This is a genomic window from Shouchella clausii, assembly GCF_002250115.1.
In the GTDB taxonomy this organism is placed as follows: domain Bacteria; phylum Bacillota; class Bacilli; order Bacillales; family Bacillaceae_D; genus Shouchella; species Shouchella clausii.
The window spans coordinates 3,276,185-3,293,373 of record NZ_CP019985.1 but is presented as its reverse complement, the minus strand read 5'-3'; the positions used below and the strand labels follow the sequence as shown (position 1 = coordinate 3,293,373).

General features: G+C 45.5%; 15 protein-coding genes. 4 read left to right on the top strand and 11 right to left on the bottom strand.

The window, feature by feature from the left end:
- Window positions 1–60 precede the first annotated feature (60 nt).
- Entirely contained in the window at window positions 61–696 is a 636-nt protein-coding gene (locus BC8716_RS16000; protein ID WP_094427292.1) for a DUF1054 domain-containing protein, read from the top strand.
- 38 nt (window positions 697–734) lie between these two features.
- On the opposite strand, the gene BC8716_RS15995 is transcribed toward BC8716_RS16000, so the two are convergent.
- Window positions 735–998 (bottom strand): UPF0223 family protein, encoded by a 264-nt coding sequence (locus tag BC8716_RS15995; protein ID WP_245849922.1) that lies wholly within the window; start codon window positions 996–998, stop codon window positions 735–737.
- Window positions 999–1,109: 111 nt separating this feature from the next.
- Here BC8716_RS15995 and BC8716_RS15990 point away from each other — a divergent pair, with 111 nt between their 5' ends.
- A complete protein-coding gene (locus BC8716_RS15990; protein WP_094427288.1) occupies window positions 1,110–2,588 on the top strand; it encodes an aminotransferase class I/II-fold pyridoxal phosphate-dependent enzyme in 1,479 nt (492 codons plus the stop codon).
- Window positions 2,589–2,693: 105 nt separating this feature from the next.
- Here the strand turns inward: BC8716_RS15990 and BC8716_RS15985 are convergent, their stop codons facing one another.
- The 3 genes from BC8716_RS15985 to BC8716_RS15975 form a co-directional block, all read right to left on the bottom strand.
- Entirely contained in the window at window positions 2,694–4,046 is a 1,353-nt protein-coding gene (locus tag BC8716_RS15985) for a M48 family metallopeptidase (RefSeq protein ID WP_094427286.1), read from the bottom strand.
- Window positions 4,047–4,323: 277 nt separating this feature from the next.
- On the bottom strand, window positions 4,324–4,464 hold the full coding sequence (locus tag BC8716_RS15980) for a GapA-binding peptide SR1P (protein ID WP_094427284.1): 141 nt from the start codon (window positions 4,462–4,464) through the stop codon (window positions 4,324–4,326).
- A 133-nt stretch (window positions 4,465–4,597) separates the two neighbouring features.
- Window positions 4,598–5,425 (bottom strand): polysaccharide deacetylase family protein, encoded by an 828-nt coding sequence (locus BC8716_RS15975; RefSeq protein ID WP_094427282.1) that lies wholly within the window; start codon window positions 5,423–5,425, stop codon window positions 4,598–4,600.
- Between the two features lie 225 nt (window positions 5,426–5,650).
- Here BC8716_RS15975 and BC8716_RS15970 point away from each other — a divergent pair, with 225 nt between their 5' ends.
- A complete protein-coding gene (locus tag BC8716_RS15970; protein ID WP_094427280.1) occupies window positions 5,651–7,297 on the top strand; it encodes a BCCT family transporter in 1,647 nt (548 codons plus the stop codon).
- A gap of 169 nt (window positions 7,298–7,466) precedes the next feature.
- Window positions 7,467–7,853 (top strand): hypothetical protein, encoded by a 387-nt coding sequence (locus tag BC8716_RS15965; protein ID WP_094427278.1) that lies wholly within the window; start codon window positions 7,467–7,469, stop codon window positions 7,851–7,853.
- A gap of 49 nt (window positions 7,854–7,902) precedes the next feature.
- Here the strand turns inward: BC8716_RS15965 and opp4C are convergent, their stop codons facing one another.
- From opp4C to lpdA, 7 genes are all read right to left on the bottom strand, one after another.
- Window positions 7,903–8,814, bottom strand: coding sequence for an oligopeptide ABC transporter permease (gene opp4C, locus BC8716_RS15960; RefSeq protein ID WP_094427275.1), 912 nt, complete (start codon window positions 8,812–8,814; stop codon window positions 7,903–7,905).
- A 12-nt stretch (window positions 8,815–8,826) separates the two neighbouring features.
- On the bottom strand, window positions 8,827–9,792 hold the full coding sequence (locus BC8716_RS15955) for an ABC transporter permease (RefSeq protein ID WP_094427273.1): 966 nt from the start codon (window positions 9,790–9,792) through the stop codon (window positions 8,827–8,829).
- Window positions 9,793–9,869: 77 nt separating this feature from the next.
- Complete coding sequence (locus BC8716_RS15950) at window positions 9,870–11,621, bottom strand: peptide-binding protein (RefSeq protein ID WP_157730470.1); 1,752 nt, start codon at window positions 11,619–11,621, stop codon at window positions 9,870–9,872.
- Between the two features lie 93 nt (window positions 11,622–11,714).
- Window positions 11,715–12,707 carry an ABC transporter ATP-binding protein gene (locus BC8716_RS15945; RefSeq protein ID WP_094427269.1) on the bottom strand — a complete coding sequence of 331 codons (993 nt, stop codon included), beginning with the start codon at window positions 12,705–12,707 and terminating at the stop codon, window positions 11,715–11,717.
- On the bottom strand, window positions 12,707–13,723 hold the full coding sequence (locus BC8716_RS15940; protein WP_094427267.1) for an ABC transporter ATP-binding protein: 1,017 nt from the start codon (window positions 13,721–13,723) through the stop codon (window positions 12,707–12,709). Before BC8716_RS15940 ends, BC8716_RS15945 begins: the two co-directional genes overlap by 1 nt.
- 200 nt (window positions 13,724–13,923) lie before the next feature.
- Window positions 13,924–15,183: a group II intron reverse transcriptase/maturase gene (gene ltrA, locus BC8716_RS15935; protein ID WP_094427265.1), complete on the bottom strand. Its 1,260-nt coding sequence runs from the start codon at window positions 15,181–15,183 to the stop codon at window positions 13,924–13,926.
- Window positions 15,184–15,780: 597 nt separating this feature from the next.
- Complete coding sequence (gene lpdA, locus BC8716_RS15930; protein WP_011247260.1) at window positions 15,781–17,187, bottom strand: dihydrolipoyl dehydrogenase; 1,407 nt, start codon at window positions 17,185–17,187, stop codon at window positions 15,781–15,783.
- Window positions 17,188–17,189: the final 2 nt, after the last annotated feature.

Below are 17,189 nucleotides of genomic sequence, written 5' to 3'. Positions count from 1 at the left end.
CAAGCGATTTGATCTTTTTTCTTCATCAAGCTATCCTATAGACGAAAGGAGTGTATACGTATGCCGCTACCTGGGTTTACAAAATCAGACTTTGAGACATTTTTAATCGATGGTCTAGAGGAAAGAATGGCCGCAATCCGTTCAAATATACAGCCAAAATTCCAAGTGATTGGCGCAGAACTTAGAGACGAGCTCTCGACGCTATTAGGGAATGAGATGTTTTTGCACATTGCCCAACATGCAAGGAGAACGACAAATCCGCCGAATGATACGTGGCTTGCTGTTGCGGGCAATAAACGGGGCTACAAAAAACACCCCCATTTTCAAGTCGGGTTGTTTGATGACCATCTCTTTATTTGGCTAGCGTTTATTTACGAGCTGCCGGAAAAAGGCAACATCGCCAAAACCTTTTTGGAAAACAAACCGCTTATAGAAGAGGTCGTCCCTTCTGATTATGTCGTTTCCGTTGACCACACAAAAAAAGAAGCAAACCCATTGTCAGAGCTTAATTTAACCCAATCTCTTGAACGGTTCCGCGACGTTAAAAAAGCAGAATGGCTCGTTGGACGCCATTTTGCAAAAGGGAGCGAAACAGTCGAGAATGGCGAGCAGCTTATGGACGCTATTCGCGAAACAGTCAAAACGCTGTTGCCTCTTTACCAGCTCTCGCTAACCGCTGCCGCCCCTACACATTGACGAACAGCCAGTCGGACAACAATCGACTGGCTTTTTCGTTAGCCTTTTATAAGCTCATGTTCCGCTGCTTCCAGTGCTCGCTTCACGATTTTATAACAGGAAATACCCAGTTGCTCATCTACTTCCCGGAATAGCTGTTTTTCTTCAGACTTAGCAGGTACCACCCCTTTGAACCGGTTATAGTGAGCCTTGATTTCCCCGGCGTTCACGCCTTGCTCTACAGCAAGCGCGATACGGTCAAAAAACTCAGCGACAACGACAATCTCTTCTTGCGACCAGTCGTAATTAATTGGAATATTCATGTCCACACCCCCCTTTCCATTTTTCTATCCGTAGGCAAATGCGCTCCAGTTTGCTATACTCTTCTTGTTTGCTTTGTATAAGCTTCAATTTCCTTAAGTGAGGTGGCCTTCATGGGACACGACCAAGAACAAACCCCGTTATTTACGGGTTTAACCGAATATGCCAAAAAAGAGCCAATCCCTTTTCATATACCAGGCCATAAACGAGGAGCAGGCATGGACGCAGATTTTCGCAATTTTATGGGCGAAGAAGCGCTGTCCATTGACTTGATTAACATTGCACCTCTCGATGACTTACATCATCCTCATGGAATCATCGACCAGTCTCAGCAATTGGCAGCGAAAGCATTTGGAGCTGATTATACATTTTTCTCTGTACAAGGCACAAGCGGGGCCATCATGACTATGATCATGAGCGTATGCGGGCCTGGCGATAAAATTATTGTCCCTCGCAACGTTCATAAATCCGTTATGTCAGCAATTATTTTTTGTGGGGCATTGCCTGTGTTTATCCATCCAGAACTCGACTTTGAACATGGGATTGCTCACGGAGTGGCGACGGAGTCTGTTGCCAAAGCAATACGCGCTCATCCTGACGCAAAAGCCGTCCTTGTGATCAACCCTACTTACTACGGGTTTACTTGCGATTTAAAGGCGATTGTGGAATTAGCCCATCAAGCAGGCATTCCTGTACTTGTTGATGAAGCACATGGCGTACACATCCATTTTAATGATCGTCTGCCGCTAAGCGCAATGCAAGCAGGAGCAGATATGGCAGCGACGAGCGTGCATAAATTAGGAGGCTCGCTTACACAAAGCTCCATATTAAATGTTCGTGCCGGGCTTGTATCCGTTGAACATACAACGGCCGTTATGAGCATGTTGACAACCACTTCGACATCTTATTTACTCCTTGCCTCCCTGGATGTGGCGAGAAAACATTTGGCTACTAAAGGAGCCCAACTCCTCGATGAGACAATCGAATTGTCGATTTGGATGCGCCATGCAATTAATGAAATTGACGGCCTCTACTGCCTTGGCAGCGAAAAACTCTGTGGGTCTGCCGTATTTTCCCATGATCCCACGAAGCTGTTAATCTCTTTAAAAGGCTTAAACATTTCTGGTTTTGCCGCAGAAGTTTGGCTACGGGACCATTACAATATTGAAGTTGAACTTTCCGACTTGTACAATATTCTTTGCATCATTACCATTGGCGATACAGAGGAAAAGCTTGCTTTGTTGCTTAGAGCGTTAACGCAACTGGCGCTGGAATTTTCTTCAACGGCTAATCGTTGTGCATCTTTACCTGTCCATGTCGCCAATATTCCAACGCTCGCTCTTTCGCCCCGTGAAGCTTTTTATGCGCAAACAGAAACAGTGCCATTCGATGAATCAGTTGGCCGGATTATTGCCGAGTTTATTATGGTCTATCCTCCAGGCATCCCTATTCTTAGCCCAGGGGAATTGATCAGTGAAGAAAACCTCGCCTATGTGAAAGAAAACTTGAAAGCTGGCCTTCCTGTCCAAGGCCCAGAAGATGCTACACTTTCCAACTTGAAAGTGATTAAAGAGCAACGCGCCATTCGATAAAAAATGTACGTACGTGCGTGTTGCTAGTGTTAACCGACAATAGGGAAGCGCAAAAAGCGTGCTGAAAATCGGATATTTTCAGCACGCTTTTTTCCTTTGTTCTATTTAATCTGCATAAAAAACTAATTTGTCCCTAAGTTCTTCTTCATTTTCTGCCTCCATTAGCGATAAGGCACTGTCGCCGTAAGAATCTTCGTAATAAGGGTCTGCCCCGTAGTCAAGCAAAAGCAAGGCTGTGTCATAGTCATCGTAATAAACGGCGGAAACGAGCGGGCTGTCATCTTGAAAATAGTCATTTGGATCTGCCCCCGCCTCAAGCAGCTCTTCTACTAGCTCTTTGTTTTCATAAAAGGTTGCATGATAGAGGAGCGAGTTTCCAGAACTATCCGTTTCATTCACGTCAAAATCGCCCGTTTGCAAAAGTTGTTTTACTTTTGCATTGTCTTCTGCAATGACAGCCTGGAACAATGGCGACCTGTCGCTAGAACTACTATCGACGCTGCTCCCAACATTTGTCGTATCGGTGCTGCTCCAATTAAATTGCTCGTATCCACTAGAAAAGGATGGATCGAGTTCATCAGCAAACGATCCGTATATGAGAGAGCCGAACACAATTGAGAGCAGGACTGCACCATACACGAACGCGCCACCCACCACGACCAATCCTAGTCCGAGAGCAATCACACCGCCCTTTTGTCTATAAACATTGACTCCTTGTTCGTTAGCAAATACAGCAATGGATTGAATTCGTTTTGGTAGTATTGGGTGTGTCGACAACACTTCACTAAGCCAAACCGCTCCGTTTGAATCGGTTTCGATTTGTTGTCTGAACGCTTCCTCATTTAACTCTGGCGCTAAACGCTTGCCAATGCTAAAAATCGCTAAAGCCCGTTTTGCTGCAACCACATTTCCTGTAAAGTAAGCAGCAGCACGGTCGCATGTATACTCACATGAGCGACTATACGCTTGTGCTAAAAAGGGAATAAGCTTAGCTGGAGCAATAAGGACATTTTTCCACACATGATTGCGTTTAATGTGGGTCAATTCATGGGCGATAATAAAATCGAGTTCCGCTTCACCAGCTTCCCTTGCAAGGTCAAATACGTCAGAGGTGAGTAAAATCATATGCTTGCCCCAAAAGCGCGTTGCGAATGCGTTCATTAGACCTTCTGCTTCAACGACAAACACATCAGGTACTTTCTCGATACCCATTTTCTTTGAAATCGCGACCACACGCTCATAGATATCGCCAAATTGATGCTCATGAATTCGGACGCCGTTCCCACGAATAGAACCGATTGCTAATAATTGAGTGACATACAAGATCGCAAAGACAGCCAATACAATACCGATGCCAATAACGGAAATGACTGCAAGTATGTAGACTAGAATGCTAAATAAGAGACAAATAACAAAATAGGGGGTTTCTCGTGGTGACTGAATTGCTGATTCGTTCACTTAGTTCTTCCTTCTTTCCTCATCGTGATATTGAACGTCATTTAGTATACGATTCGATAAATGGTGACACAATCCAACCTCATCAAATTTTAGAAATACTTTAGAACTCGCCTAAATACCCGCATCTATAGAATTGTTTAATTGGAATTAAATTGAAAACAAAACGTTTCTTTTAGCTATTTCGTTTGATTTTTTCTTTCTAAAAAAGAAGTTCCGCATTTATGCGTAAACAGAAAAAACACCTTGCCAGTCATCCTTGCAAGGTGTTCACTATTGTCTATTTTTTTGCGAGCGTTTCAGTCGTTTGTTGCTGGCAACGTGAGCAAGATGATACCGCGTACAAACGGCTGACTTTTTCCCCTTCGAAATGCTCCACGGCTTCATTACAATGTTGGCAAACAATTGTACCCACTTGCATCGCTCCTCTTCATTAGGTTGAAATCGCTTTCTATCGCTTATGTTCATAATAGTATGGCTCATTTATTTCGTCAAGGCTATTTAGCATGTCACATTAAAAATAAATAAGCCACCCAGTTCGGGTGGCTTGAGAGTTAGTTTAATTGTGCTGGGTCAACAAAGTCATAACCTTTGTCTCGCAAGCCAGTCACAATTTCTTCAAGAGCGCCTGCCGTCCATTCACGGTCGTGCATTAACAAATTAGCGCCATTGGTAAGAAGTTCAGTATGGACCATAATGTCGGCGATGGCTTCTTCGCTCTGGTATTCGCTTTCCCAATCGTACCCATAAGTCCAGTTCATATTCGTCATGCCTTCTTCCTCAACCAGACTACGGGAATACTCCGTATTAATGCCATGAGGCGCCCTGAAAAAACGGGGGCGTTCGCCAATTACTTCTTCGATCCGGTTATTTAGTTCAACAATTTCTTGCTGCTGCACTTCCTCCTCCACATCATCAAGCTTTTGATGGCTCATCGTATGATTGCCGATCGCAAAACCCATGTCGTGAATTTGTTTTAGTTCTTCTGCCCCCTCTTCATCCTCAATAAAATGGCCATTGACAAAAAAGATCGCCGGTACGTCGAGCTCTTCCAGTGTTTGCGCCATTTCGAGCCCGTAGGCATCAGGTGCATCGTCAATGGTTAGAAGAACCACTTTTTCATTAGCGTCTGTTCCTTCGATCGGCTCTACTGTCCAACTGTTTGAATTGATTTCGTATAAAGGTTCACTATCCTGCTCTTCGACTTCATTTTCTTCTGGCTTTTCAAGATCCTCACTGCTATTTTCATCTTCTGTAATAGCGTGCTCTTTGTCGCTTTCGCTCTCGTTTGCCTCTGTCGCCGTTTGCGATGAGTTATCAGACTCATTTCCGCAAGCTGTTAGCACGAGCAAGCAGACGGGAACTGCCACCCATTTTTTCATGTTGTTTCTTCCTCCCCTTTCAGTTGTAGCCATGTTAGCAAAGACTGCCTTCATTCGACAACTGTAAAGCAAACGATTATTTTAATCAATTGCGTTTATTCGCCCAAAGAAGCGGGTATGATAAAGCGATTGCGATGAAAATCGGCGTATCTTCCCTTGGATTGTTTGCCATCCTATGGTATGATGACGACTTGTGGACAACAAGGAAAGGTTGAGATTGTACAAATGAAACAAACAACTTCAGTATTTGGAACGGCTGTTGCAATTGCAAGCGCCTTTATCCTTTGGGGAGTATTTTTTCCCAAAAATATGGCGACCGTAATGGACTCCATCCAAGGCTTTATCTCATCTGAACTTGGTTGGTTCTATTTGCTCTCTGCCACTTTTTATGTAGGCGTGGGCATTTACTTAATTTTTAGCCCTTATGGAAGTATTAAACTTGGTAAACCTGAAGAGGAACCTCAATACAGCTATATGACATGGTTTGCGTTTCTTTTTACAGCCGGCATGGGAATCGGTCTTGTTTTTTGGGGAGCGGCTGAACCACTGTCCCATTATTTTGCTCCTCCAGATGCTGCACCAGGCACGCAAGATGCAGCTGCCCAGGCGATGCGGTATTCGATCTTTCATTGGGGCATCCATCCATGGGCCATCTATGCTGTTGTGGCGCTGGCACTCGCCTATTTTCAGTACCGCAAAGACGAGCCTGCTTTATTTAGCTCGACATTCCGGCCGCTCATTGGCCACCGCATTACAGGGCCGCTTGGCAAGGTCATTGACGTCTTTGTCGTGTTCGCGACCGTTTTTGGAACAGCGACATCACTCGGTTTCGGAGCCGCACAAATTACAGCCGGTCTTCGCTATTTGTTTCCTGCATTAAATTCGTTTTCCGATAATGTATTTCAGTTGGTTGTCATTGCTATTGTAACAATTCTCTTTTGTATTTCGGCGGCAACCGGCGTCGACAAAGGCATTCGCATATTAAGTAATTTTAATGTACGACTTGCTATTATTTTAATGGCCTTTGTGTTGCTTCTCGGTCCGACCAGTTACATAATGGGTGTTTTTACACAAGGCATTGGCAGCTATGCACAAAATTTTTTTGGCATGAGTTTTAGCATGGATGTTTATAACCCAGAATCTTCTTGGGTGCAAGAATGGACATTGTTTTACTGGGCATGGTGGATTTCGTGGTCGCCTTTCGTCGGGGCATTTATTGCCCGTGTTTCACGGGGGCGCACAATTCGCGAGTTTGTCATTGGCGTTATCGCACTGCCGTCTTTGTTCGGCGCTTTTTGGTTTAGCGTATTTGGCGGCTCTAGCATCTTTTTTGAAAACGAAACAGGTGCCCTTTATGGGCAAATGCAAACAGGCGGCACAGAAATGGCATTGTTTGCCTTGCTTGAGCAATTCCCATTGACCTTTTTCGTTTCCATACTTACCGTTATTCTAATCGCCTCCTTTTTTGTAACATCAGCCGACTCGGCCACGGTCGTGCTCGGTATGCAGACGACTGGTGGCCTTCTAAACCCGCCTAATGCGGTAAAGTTGGTGTGGGGCGTTATTATTTCTGGAACAGCCGCTGTGCTATTGCTAACGAGCGAACAAGGTTTGGCAGCCCTGCAAACGGCATCGATCATTGGTGCTTTTCCATTTGCTGTGATTATCATTTTAATGATTGTGTCGCTTTTTAAAGAACTCCGCAATGAAAAAGCAGCACTGGCAGTAAACCGTGAACGGCTCCGGCAAGAACGCCTAGCTTTGCGTAATGAACGGGAGCGCATTAAACGGGAACAGATGTTGCTTCGCAAAGAACAGCAAAAACTTCGGCAACTAACAAAAGACAAGAAGAAGGACAGAAAAAAAGACTGACTGGTGTGCTCCTAGATGCAATCGATCTAGGAGCTTTTTTTGCGAGATTTACAATCGATTCACAGTCATTTTACATTTTTATGACGCTAGAAAAAGACCGTTTTCCTTGTGCTAAAATGGATTTCAGTTATTGCTGCGATTACTTATTTACCAAAAAGGAGGAGAAGAAATGCAAAATAAAGGGTTACGCCTTCTGTTCATCGGCTGTTTCATCTTTTTTCTGCAAGGCTGTTCGATTTTTCCCTCCTTTTCGTCTCCTCAGCTCCATTCTAACGAGAAAGAGGATCGCGTTACGCTTATATTTTCCGATCCTGACAGACTTTCAGATGAAGCCAATTACTATGACGCGGTATTAGCAGTCCAACAGGATTTAGGAGAACAGGTAACAGAGTTAGTTATTTGTGACGCAAGCGAGCGCCATATTATCAATTATTATGACATAGATGAATTTCCAGCGATGCTTGTTTATAAAGGCGATGACGAAAAACTGCGCATTTCCGGCAAACACGACATCACAGACTTATACGCCCGGCTTGAAGGAGCCTTAAAACAATAAAAAGAGCAAAGCCACCGCGAAAAGCGTTGGTTTTGCTCTTTTTGCTCCATTATGCTTTTGAATCAAATGCGTCGCGGAGACCATCGCCAATAAAGTTAATCGAAAGAACAGTAAGCAAGATGCATAATCCAGGGGGCAACCAAGCTTCTGGATTATTGCGTAGCAAGCGGACGCTTTGTGCTTCTGTTAGCATATTTCCCCATGTCGGTGTAGGCTGAGGGACGCCGAAACCGATAAAGCTTAATGCTGATTCGGCGACAATCATCATCGCCATGACAATCGTCGCGTTGACGATGATCGGCCCGACCGCATTAGGTAAAAAATGCTTGCGGATGATACGCCAATCGGAACAGCCGATACTTCGGGCGCTTAAAACATATTCCTTTTCGCGAATGGAAAGAAACGTTCCTCGTAAAATTCGGCAAACTTGCGGCCAGGATGTAATGGCGATAACGAGAATAAAAATCGGCACTGTTGTCCGTTCTAGAATCGCCACAATTGTCATAAACAGCAAAATAAACGGGAAAATCAGGACAATGTCCGTAAAACGCATAATGACAGAATCGATTTTCCCGCCATAATAACCAGCGATTGAACCAAGTGTTCCGCCAATTAACACCGTAAACAACATTGCAAAAAAGCCAACCGTAAGGGAGATTCTCGCGCCATAGACAAGCCTTGAAAAGTTATCACGGCCAGAACCGTCTGTGCCTAACCAGTTTTCGCCATCTGCTTTCGCTTCGATTTTGCTGAGCTGGGAAGCAGTCGGATCATGTGTCGCAATGACATCAGCAAAAATAGCGACCAACACGATAAACGATAAAAAGACAATGCCAGCTAGAGCCAATTTATTTTTGCGAAACCGGCGAAAAGCAAGGACTGTAGGGCTGACGCTTTTTTCCTCTGACAACGTTGGCGTTGGAGGGGACACACTCGGTGTTTCATTTAATCTCGGTTCCATTCTTCGTTCACCTCAATCAAGTCGAATGCGCGGATCAGCCACCGCATAAAAGATGTCTGCCAATAAGTTTCCGACTAAAACAGATAAGCCAATTAACAAGTTAACCGCCATAATGACTGGATAATCGCGATTGGCCATGCCGGATAAGAATAACGTGCCGATACCTGGATAATTAAATACGGTTTCGACAATGAACGCGCCGCTCAATAGCACGCCGATTTCCATACCTAGTAGCGTAATAATAGGAATCATCGCATTGCGGAGGGTATGCTTGTACAAAACCGACTTTGCGCCAACGCCTTTAGCCCGAGCAGTGCGGATAAAATCGCTCCCTTTTACATCGAGCATTTCTGAACGCATATACCGCATAAAAATCGCTGTACTTGATAAACCAAGTGTAAGGCCAGGCAAAATTAAGTGCTGGATCCGGCTCACAAAAGCGTCAAATCCCGTTAAATTAGGGGAACCGATCGAACCTTGCGTTGGAAACCAGCCAAGCCCAAAAGAAAACACATAAATCGCCAGCAATCCGGCAAAAAAGTTTGGCGTCGCTAGGCCAATAAAGGCAAATGACGTCGCCGCATAATCTAAAACAGAATATTTTTTACGTGCAGAATAAATACCAATTGGAATCGACACAATGAGTGTAATTAAAAGCGCAAATGCGCCTAAATAGAATGTATTGCCGAGCCGTTGCCCGATTAGCTCGCTGACAGACCTACCGGTGAAATGAGTCGACATCCCTAAATCGCCTGTCACTGCCCGTTTGAGCCAGTTCCAATATTGAATATGTACCGGATCGTTCAATCCTAATTCTTCCCGGCGTTCCTCAATCACTTCTCGTGGCGTATTTGGGTCAATCACTTCTCCACTCAGCGCGTCTCCTGGAGCAAGATATGCAAATAAGAACACGATTACTGATAAAATGAAGACCATTGGGATAAACTGCAAAACACGCCTCACAATATATTTAAGCATCCGGGCCACCTCTCTTATTCCAGCAAATTGAAGAAAGTTGAAGCAGCTTTACAGCTGCTTCAATGTGCAGACACGCGCTATTCGGTTAAGTGCCACTCATGTGTCTCGTCTTTGAATGTAAACGGTTTAATAGTCAAGCCTGCCAGACGTTTGTTGTACACATGAAGTTCTGTTTCTGCGTAAAGTGGAACCGTATAGGCATTGTCAATAAAGAGTTGTGCCCATTCTCCATATTTTTCTGCACGGAACTCTTGGTTGTCAAATGCCAATTCTGGATTAACCGCTTCTTGCAACAATTTTTCTTGCTCTTCGTCGAGGAAACGTGAATAGTTATAACCTGCTGTGCCGCCATTAATTGGCCATGGGTCTGGGTCGCCAGAAGAAAGGGACCAGCCTGCCAAGAATAAATCGACATCCGTGTCGTTTTGTTCAATAATTTCAAAATGAGCTGGCGCCTCACGTGGCGTATTTAAGTTGACTTGAATGCCAACTGCCTCTAGCTGTTCTTTCATCACAGGCGCGACTTGTTCACGCACTGGGTTGCCCGTTGGATAATCTAAGTTGAGAACGAGTTCATTGCCGTCTGGATCTTCGACAAAACCGTCGCCGTTAGCATCTTCATAGCCTGCATCGGCTAACTTTTGCTTGGCAAGGTCAGGGTCATAAGCTAAGCCTTCAACCGCATCAGGATTGTATGCCCAAGAGGCGCTTGGAAATGGCGCATCCAATAATTCACCGTGGCCGCGTAAAAATCCGTCAATAAATTCCTGGCGATTGATCGCGTGAACAATCGCTTGGCGAAGCTCAACGTCTTGCAGTTTTTCGTTTGGCTCCCAAGAATTTGGGTCGGTTAAGCTATCGTTAGGGCCATGATTGATTTTCATGCCTAAGTATTGATAGCCTAGCTGTGCTTGTTCAAAAACGGTCAAATTGTCATTCCCATCAATCGTCGCAACATCAGCAGCTGGAAAATCCCGAGGCACATAATCGAGCTCGCCTTGTTCCAACATCCCTGCGACGACAGAAGCAGAGACAACATTCCACGTGATCGAATCTAGTTTCGGCGCACCTTTGTAGTAATCTTCATTGGCGGTTAATACGTATTGCTCATTTTCAAGCATTTCAGTCAATTGGAACGGCCCTGTGCCAATCACTTCACCAGCGTTAATCGACCCAGCATGAGATGGAATGTCAGCTACTGGCACGTCGCCAAATATATGCTCAGGAATAATATCCATTGATGTATCAGCCAGTGCCTTTACACTCGGTTCTTCAAAAATAAATTTAACTGTATAGTCATCTATTTTCTCAACGCCAGCGAATGTGTCGCTTTCGCCGCTTACGTAGTCTTCATAGCCAGCAAGGGTGTTTACATAGTTTTGGCGTATCCCGCCTGCACCGGCATAATCGGGATCGGCCATTGCCGTAAACGTAAAGACGACGTCATCGGCAGTAAAATCTTCGCCATCATGCCACTTTACATCTTCACGCAAAAAGTAAGTCAACTCACGGTTGTCGTCACTGAATTCCCAGTCCTCTGCTAATTCAGGAATGAAGTTAAACTCTTCGTCTTGTTGGACTAGACCTTCATGAGTGATTTCAAGAATATGAGAGTCGTACATAGATGTGTAAAAGATCGGATTGAATAAATTGTCTGGCGGTGACATCATTCCAAGATTGACATTGCCGCCTTCAACGGCCTCTCCTCCTGTGCCTTCCTCTCCTCCGTCAGTGCCTTCCCCGGAACCGCCAGTATCGCTGTTGCAAGCAGCTAGCGTACTTGCAACAGCAGTTGCCAGCAAAAACGTGTAAAATGGTTTTTTGTTCAACACGATTTCCCCCTTTTCTTTCATTAAACCGCTTTGTTCATTTAAGCTTGCTTGAATCGATTGAGCACCACCTCCTTCACTTAAAGTGAGCCATTATACTGGTGATGGGCTTGAATCCGTATAAAGATGGCAGGCAACAAAATGGCCGGCCTTTTGCTCCGTCATTTCTGGGCGTTCGTGTTTGCAACGTTCGTAAGCATGTGGGCAACGTGTATGGAACGCACAGCCTTTTGGTGGATTCGCCGGACTTGGCAATTCTCCCTTCAAGGAAATCTTCTCTTTTTTAACTGTGACATCGGTTGAAGGCACAGCGGATATAAGTGCTTCCGTGTAAGGGTGAAGCGGTGTCTCATACAAAGAGTCTTTCTGTGCAATCTCCACAATTCTACCTAAGTACATAACAGCGACGCGGTCGCTAATATGTTTAACGACGCTCAAATCATGGGCGATGAACAAATACGTTAGTTGAAATTCATCTTGCAAGTCTTTCATCAAATTTAACACTTGTGATTGAATCGAAACATCCAACGCCGATACTGGCTCGTCGCCGATAATCAGTTTTGGCTTGGTGCTTAAGGCACGGGCAATACCGACTCGTTGCCTTTGTCCACCCGAAAATTCATGTGGGTATTTATTGTAAGACGACTTCGGCAAACCGACAGTTTCTAGCAATTCCTCAGCCCGTTTTTTCCGGTCTGCTTTTGTATTCATTGTTTTATGTACAAGCAGTGGCTCTTCAAGCAATTCTCCAATCGTCATGCGGGGATTTAACGAAGCATACGGGTCTTGAAAAACCATTTGCATATCACGACGATAAGGACGCATTTTTCTATTTGGAAGATTTGAAATTTGCTCCCCATTAAAATAAACTTCCCCTTCGGTTGGATCAAGCAACCTTAAAAGCATCCGCCCTAGTGTTGATTTGCCTGAACCAGATTCGCCGACAATACCAAGGGACTCCCCTTTATAGACGTTTAACGTAATGCCATCTACTGCTTTTACATAGCCGACTGTACGTCTAATCACGCCCGCTTTTATCGGAAAATGCATCTTTAACCCTTTTGCTTCTAGTAGCACATTGGACATTAGCTGATCGCTCCTTCTTTAAGCCGCTGCTTGTCAGGTTCTACACTGCCTTCTTTGTATAGATAGCAGCGCACATCCCTCGTTTTGCTTACGTTCACTAGTTCAGGCATCGCTTCTGCGCATAGTGGAGTGGCAAACTCACAGCGCGAGGCAAAGCGGCAGCCTTGTGGAAAACGATGGGCTGGCGGAACCATTCCGCTTATGGCCTCAAGCCTATCTTTGTTGTCTTCAAGCTTCGGCATGCTTTTCAGCAACCCTTGCGTATACGGATGGAGCGGATTCGTAAACAAATCATAAGCAGGAGCTTCTTCAACGATTTGACCCGCATACATAACAAGGACGCGATCAGCTGTTTCAGCGACAACGCCAAGGTCGTGGGTAATCAACAGGATTGAAGACTGAAACTGATTTTTTATTTTTAACATTAAGTCAAGAATTTGTTGTTGGATGGTGACATCAAGAGCCGTAGTGGGCTCATCCGCTATTAACAGCTTTGGGTTGCATGATATAGCAATGGCAATCATGACCCGTTGCCGCATCCCTCCTGAAAGTTGATGAGGATATTGTTTCATGCTTTCTTCGGCGCGAGCAAAGCCAACTAGCTTTAACAGTTCGACTGCCCGTTTGTGCGCTTGTTTTTTTGAGACTTGTTTATGTTTTCTGATCGTTTCAATTATCTGATTTCCGATTGTAAAAACAGGATTCAAAGAAGTCATCGGCTCCTGGAAAATCATCGCTATTTGTGCGCCGCGAATGTGATCAAGTTGTTTTTCTGTTCGCTTTAACAGTTCTTGTCCTTCAAGCTGGATCGACCCCTCTACTTTTCCAGGTTCATCCACTAACCCCATAATCGACATGGACGTCATGCTTTTTCCGCTGCCCGATTCCCCGACTAGCGCTACCGTTTCATTTTCATGAATGGTAAACGTAACGCCGTCTACTGCTTTCACAGTGCGTGATTGGTTCAAATGAAAGTATGTTTTCACATCTTGCAGTCGAAGTAAAGGCTCTACCATGTTTATCCTCCATGAGTACTAGGTAAATTTTGTGATAAGTATAGCACAAACGAATGATTTTTCGGCAAGTTTTTTTCTGTTTTTTTATTTTTCTTAATAGATTTTCTCACATTGCTATTCTCTAAATAGAGTAGGAGGGGGCGACTAACCCCCGACCTCTCACACCACCGCACGTACGGTTCCGTATACGGCGGTTTCAGTTAAGTTTGACGAAGTGTATCATAACGTTCCATTAAGCTCTTGAGCCCTTGACTCTTCCAATAAGCAGAGTCGAGGGTTTTGTGTAAGATCGGACTTTTCGCGATTCGCCAATAGGCTTTTCGCGTATTGGCCCATTCCCACGCTTTTCCTATCCTGGCGCCAAGTGAGACGAGCTTCCGCTGTCTCGTTTTCGGTTTCTTCCATTCTTTCCAGCGGATCATTCGGAGGCGTCTCTTCACCCATGCGTCTAATTTCTGTAGGAAAGATGGCGTTTCGACTAACTGAAAGTAGCCTATCCATCCTATAAGAAACTGATTCAGTCTGCGAATTCGTTCCTCCATCTCAATCGAGTGGCGACGTGAGGTGAGTTCGCGAATGCGATCTTTACATCGTTTAAGGCTTGTGGGTGCGATTCGTATCTTCGGGTCTTTTCGGTTGCGCGTGAAGGTGAACCCCAGGAAGCTCCGCTCCCACGGGCGCCCCCATGCGCTCTTTTCCCGATTCACTTGAAGTCGGAGACGATCCTCTAGGAACGTCGTCATCTTTGTTAGCGTTTGTTTTGCCGCCCGTCGTGACTTGACGTAAATCTGGCAGTCATCCGCGTAACGAACGAATCGGTAGCCTCGTTTCTCTAGTTCCTGATCCCACTCATCTAACACAATGTTGGAAAGAAGCGGACTGAGCGGTCCGCCTTGCGGCGTTCCTTCTGTACTCGGCTGAACCAGTCCGTTTTCCATGATCCCTGCTTGAAGGTAGCGTCTAATCAGACGCAACACTTGTCGATCTTGAATGATCTGGCTCAGACGTCTCATTAAGCGGTCATGATGGACGCGATCGAAGAACTTCGAGAGGTCAATGTCCACGACCCATCCGTACCCTTCTTGGATATACGTCTTCGCCTTTTTGACCGCGTCATGTCCCCGTTTTCCTGGACGAAACCCGTAGCTATTTTCGGAAAAGCTTGGGTCCATCTTCTTTGACAACACTTGAGCGATGGCTTGTTGGATCAGACGGTCAATCACCGTTGGAATGCCTAATGCCCTTACGCCTCCAGACGGTTTCGGGATTTCGACCCGTCTTACTGGCTGAGGAGAGTAGGTTCCTTCCATGATTGCCCTTCTCAAGGAGTCCCAGTTTTCCATGAGATAGGATCGGACGGATTTTGTCGTCATCCCATCGACACCAGGACTTCCTTTATTGGACTCCACGCGCTTGAGCGCTTGGAGGAGATTGTCTCTTGATAGAATCTGATCCAACATGTATTTCTACTCCTTCGTATAAGAGGGGTCTTCTTGTGTGGCTGTACGCTCCGCCCTCTCTCCAGCCCCCTGCGGGATTCACCGCTTCTTGCGGGAGAGTAGGTTCCGTAGATGTTTCTGCTTCAACACGTACAGCGTTCGCCAAGTCCTCTTATTCCTTTCCTGATTCCGTCCTTCCATGTCTGTCTAGATCAGACATGTACTATGACTTCTGCTGACTTCTAATGTCTCAGCACCTGTTCACACAAGTGGTTACGGAACGTGTTCCGCACGATCACTAGATCTCCCCGGGTAAGCGCATGTCCTTCCCCTCCATGTCTCCGCCTCATTTACGCCTATCCCCTTTGGTCACTAGGACTTCGACTTGTCGTGCAGCCTCATCCAAGAATAAGCGCCTGATGAGATTCGTGTTCCTCGGAGCAGAGGTTTGCCTCGGACTTCCTTCAGATTCTGAGTCGCCCCAGACACCCTTGTCGTCGGCTAACAGTTACAGTGACCTTCACTGTTCGGGACTTCAACCCTATAGCCCATGCGCATGCCGGGCACACACGCAAAAAGCCCTTTAAGGAGAACCCTTAAAGAGCTTTTATTTGCTTTTTACAATGTGTGGATTGGCGTGCCAAGTGCAACTTCAGCCGCTTCCATCGTAATTTCGCCAAGCGTAGGATGCGCATGGATTGTTAGTGCAATGTCTTCAGCTGTCATGCCTGCTTCAATTGCTAAACCGATTTCAGCGATCATGTCTGATGCATTTGGCCCAGCGATTTGTCCGCCAATAACAAGGCCGTCTTCTTTACGCGTAACGAGCTTCATAAAGCCGTCGGCATCGTTTAAAGACAAAGCGCGGCCATTTGCAGCGAATGGGAATTTCGCCACTTTAACGTCATAACCAGCTTCTTTTGCTTGTGCTTCATTGTAGCCAACTGTCGCCAATTCTGGCTCAGAGAAGCAAACGGCAGGAATCGCGAGATAATCAACTTCTGAAGGTTCGCCGCTGATCGCTTCTGCTGCTACTTTAGCTTCATAAGAAGCTTTATGGGCAAGAGCCGGACCTGGAACAATATCGCCGATCGCGAAAATGTTTTTCACGCTCGTACGGCCTTGCTTGTCTACTTTAATGTAGCCACGGTCATCCATTTCTACCCCGATGCCCTCAAGGCCGATTTCCTCTGTGTTCGGTTTACGACCAACTGTCACAAGGACGTAATCAGCTTCGATCACTTTTTCTTCACCTTTGATTTCTGCTGTTACTTTTACGCCGTTATCCGTTTCTTCAACGCCTTTGGCCATTGCTTCTGTATGGAAAGTAACGCCATTTTTCTTCAGTTTGCGCTCAACAAGTTTTGCCATTTGTTTTTCGAAACCAGGCAAAATTTGTTTTGTGCCTTCAAGAACGACAACTTCTGATCCAAGATTTGAATAGGCGCCTGTTAGCTCAATTCCGATATAGCCGCCGCCAATAACAACCAATTTTTTCGGCACCTCTTTTAGAGCAAGGGCGCCTGTGGAATTAATGACGCGATCTGTGTATTTGAAGTTTGGAATTTCAATTGGGCTTGAGCCAGTCGCGATGATGCAATGTTTGAACTTGTACGTGCTTGAGCTTTTCTCATCCATAATTTTCACAGTGTCTTCACCGGAGAAATAGGCTTCGCCACGGATGATTTCGACTTTGTTGCCTTTGAGCAAGCCTTCGACGCCGCCCGTTAGCTTTTTCACAACAGAGCCTTTCCATTCTTGGACTTTCTCAAAGTCAATAGCGACGTTTTCAGCGCGAATGCCGATGTCTTCAGAAGACTTGGCAAGATGAGCCCGGTGCCCAGCTTGAATTAACGCCTTTGATGGGATGCAGCCGACATTTAAGCAAACGCCGCCAAGGCTGCCTTTCTCGACAATGGTTACTTTTTGCCCAAGTTGCGCAGCACGGATCGCCGCAACGTAACCTCCTGGGCCGGAGCCAACTACGAGTGTATCTACTTCTTGTGCGAAATCTCCAACAACCATCT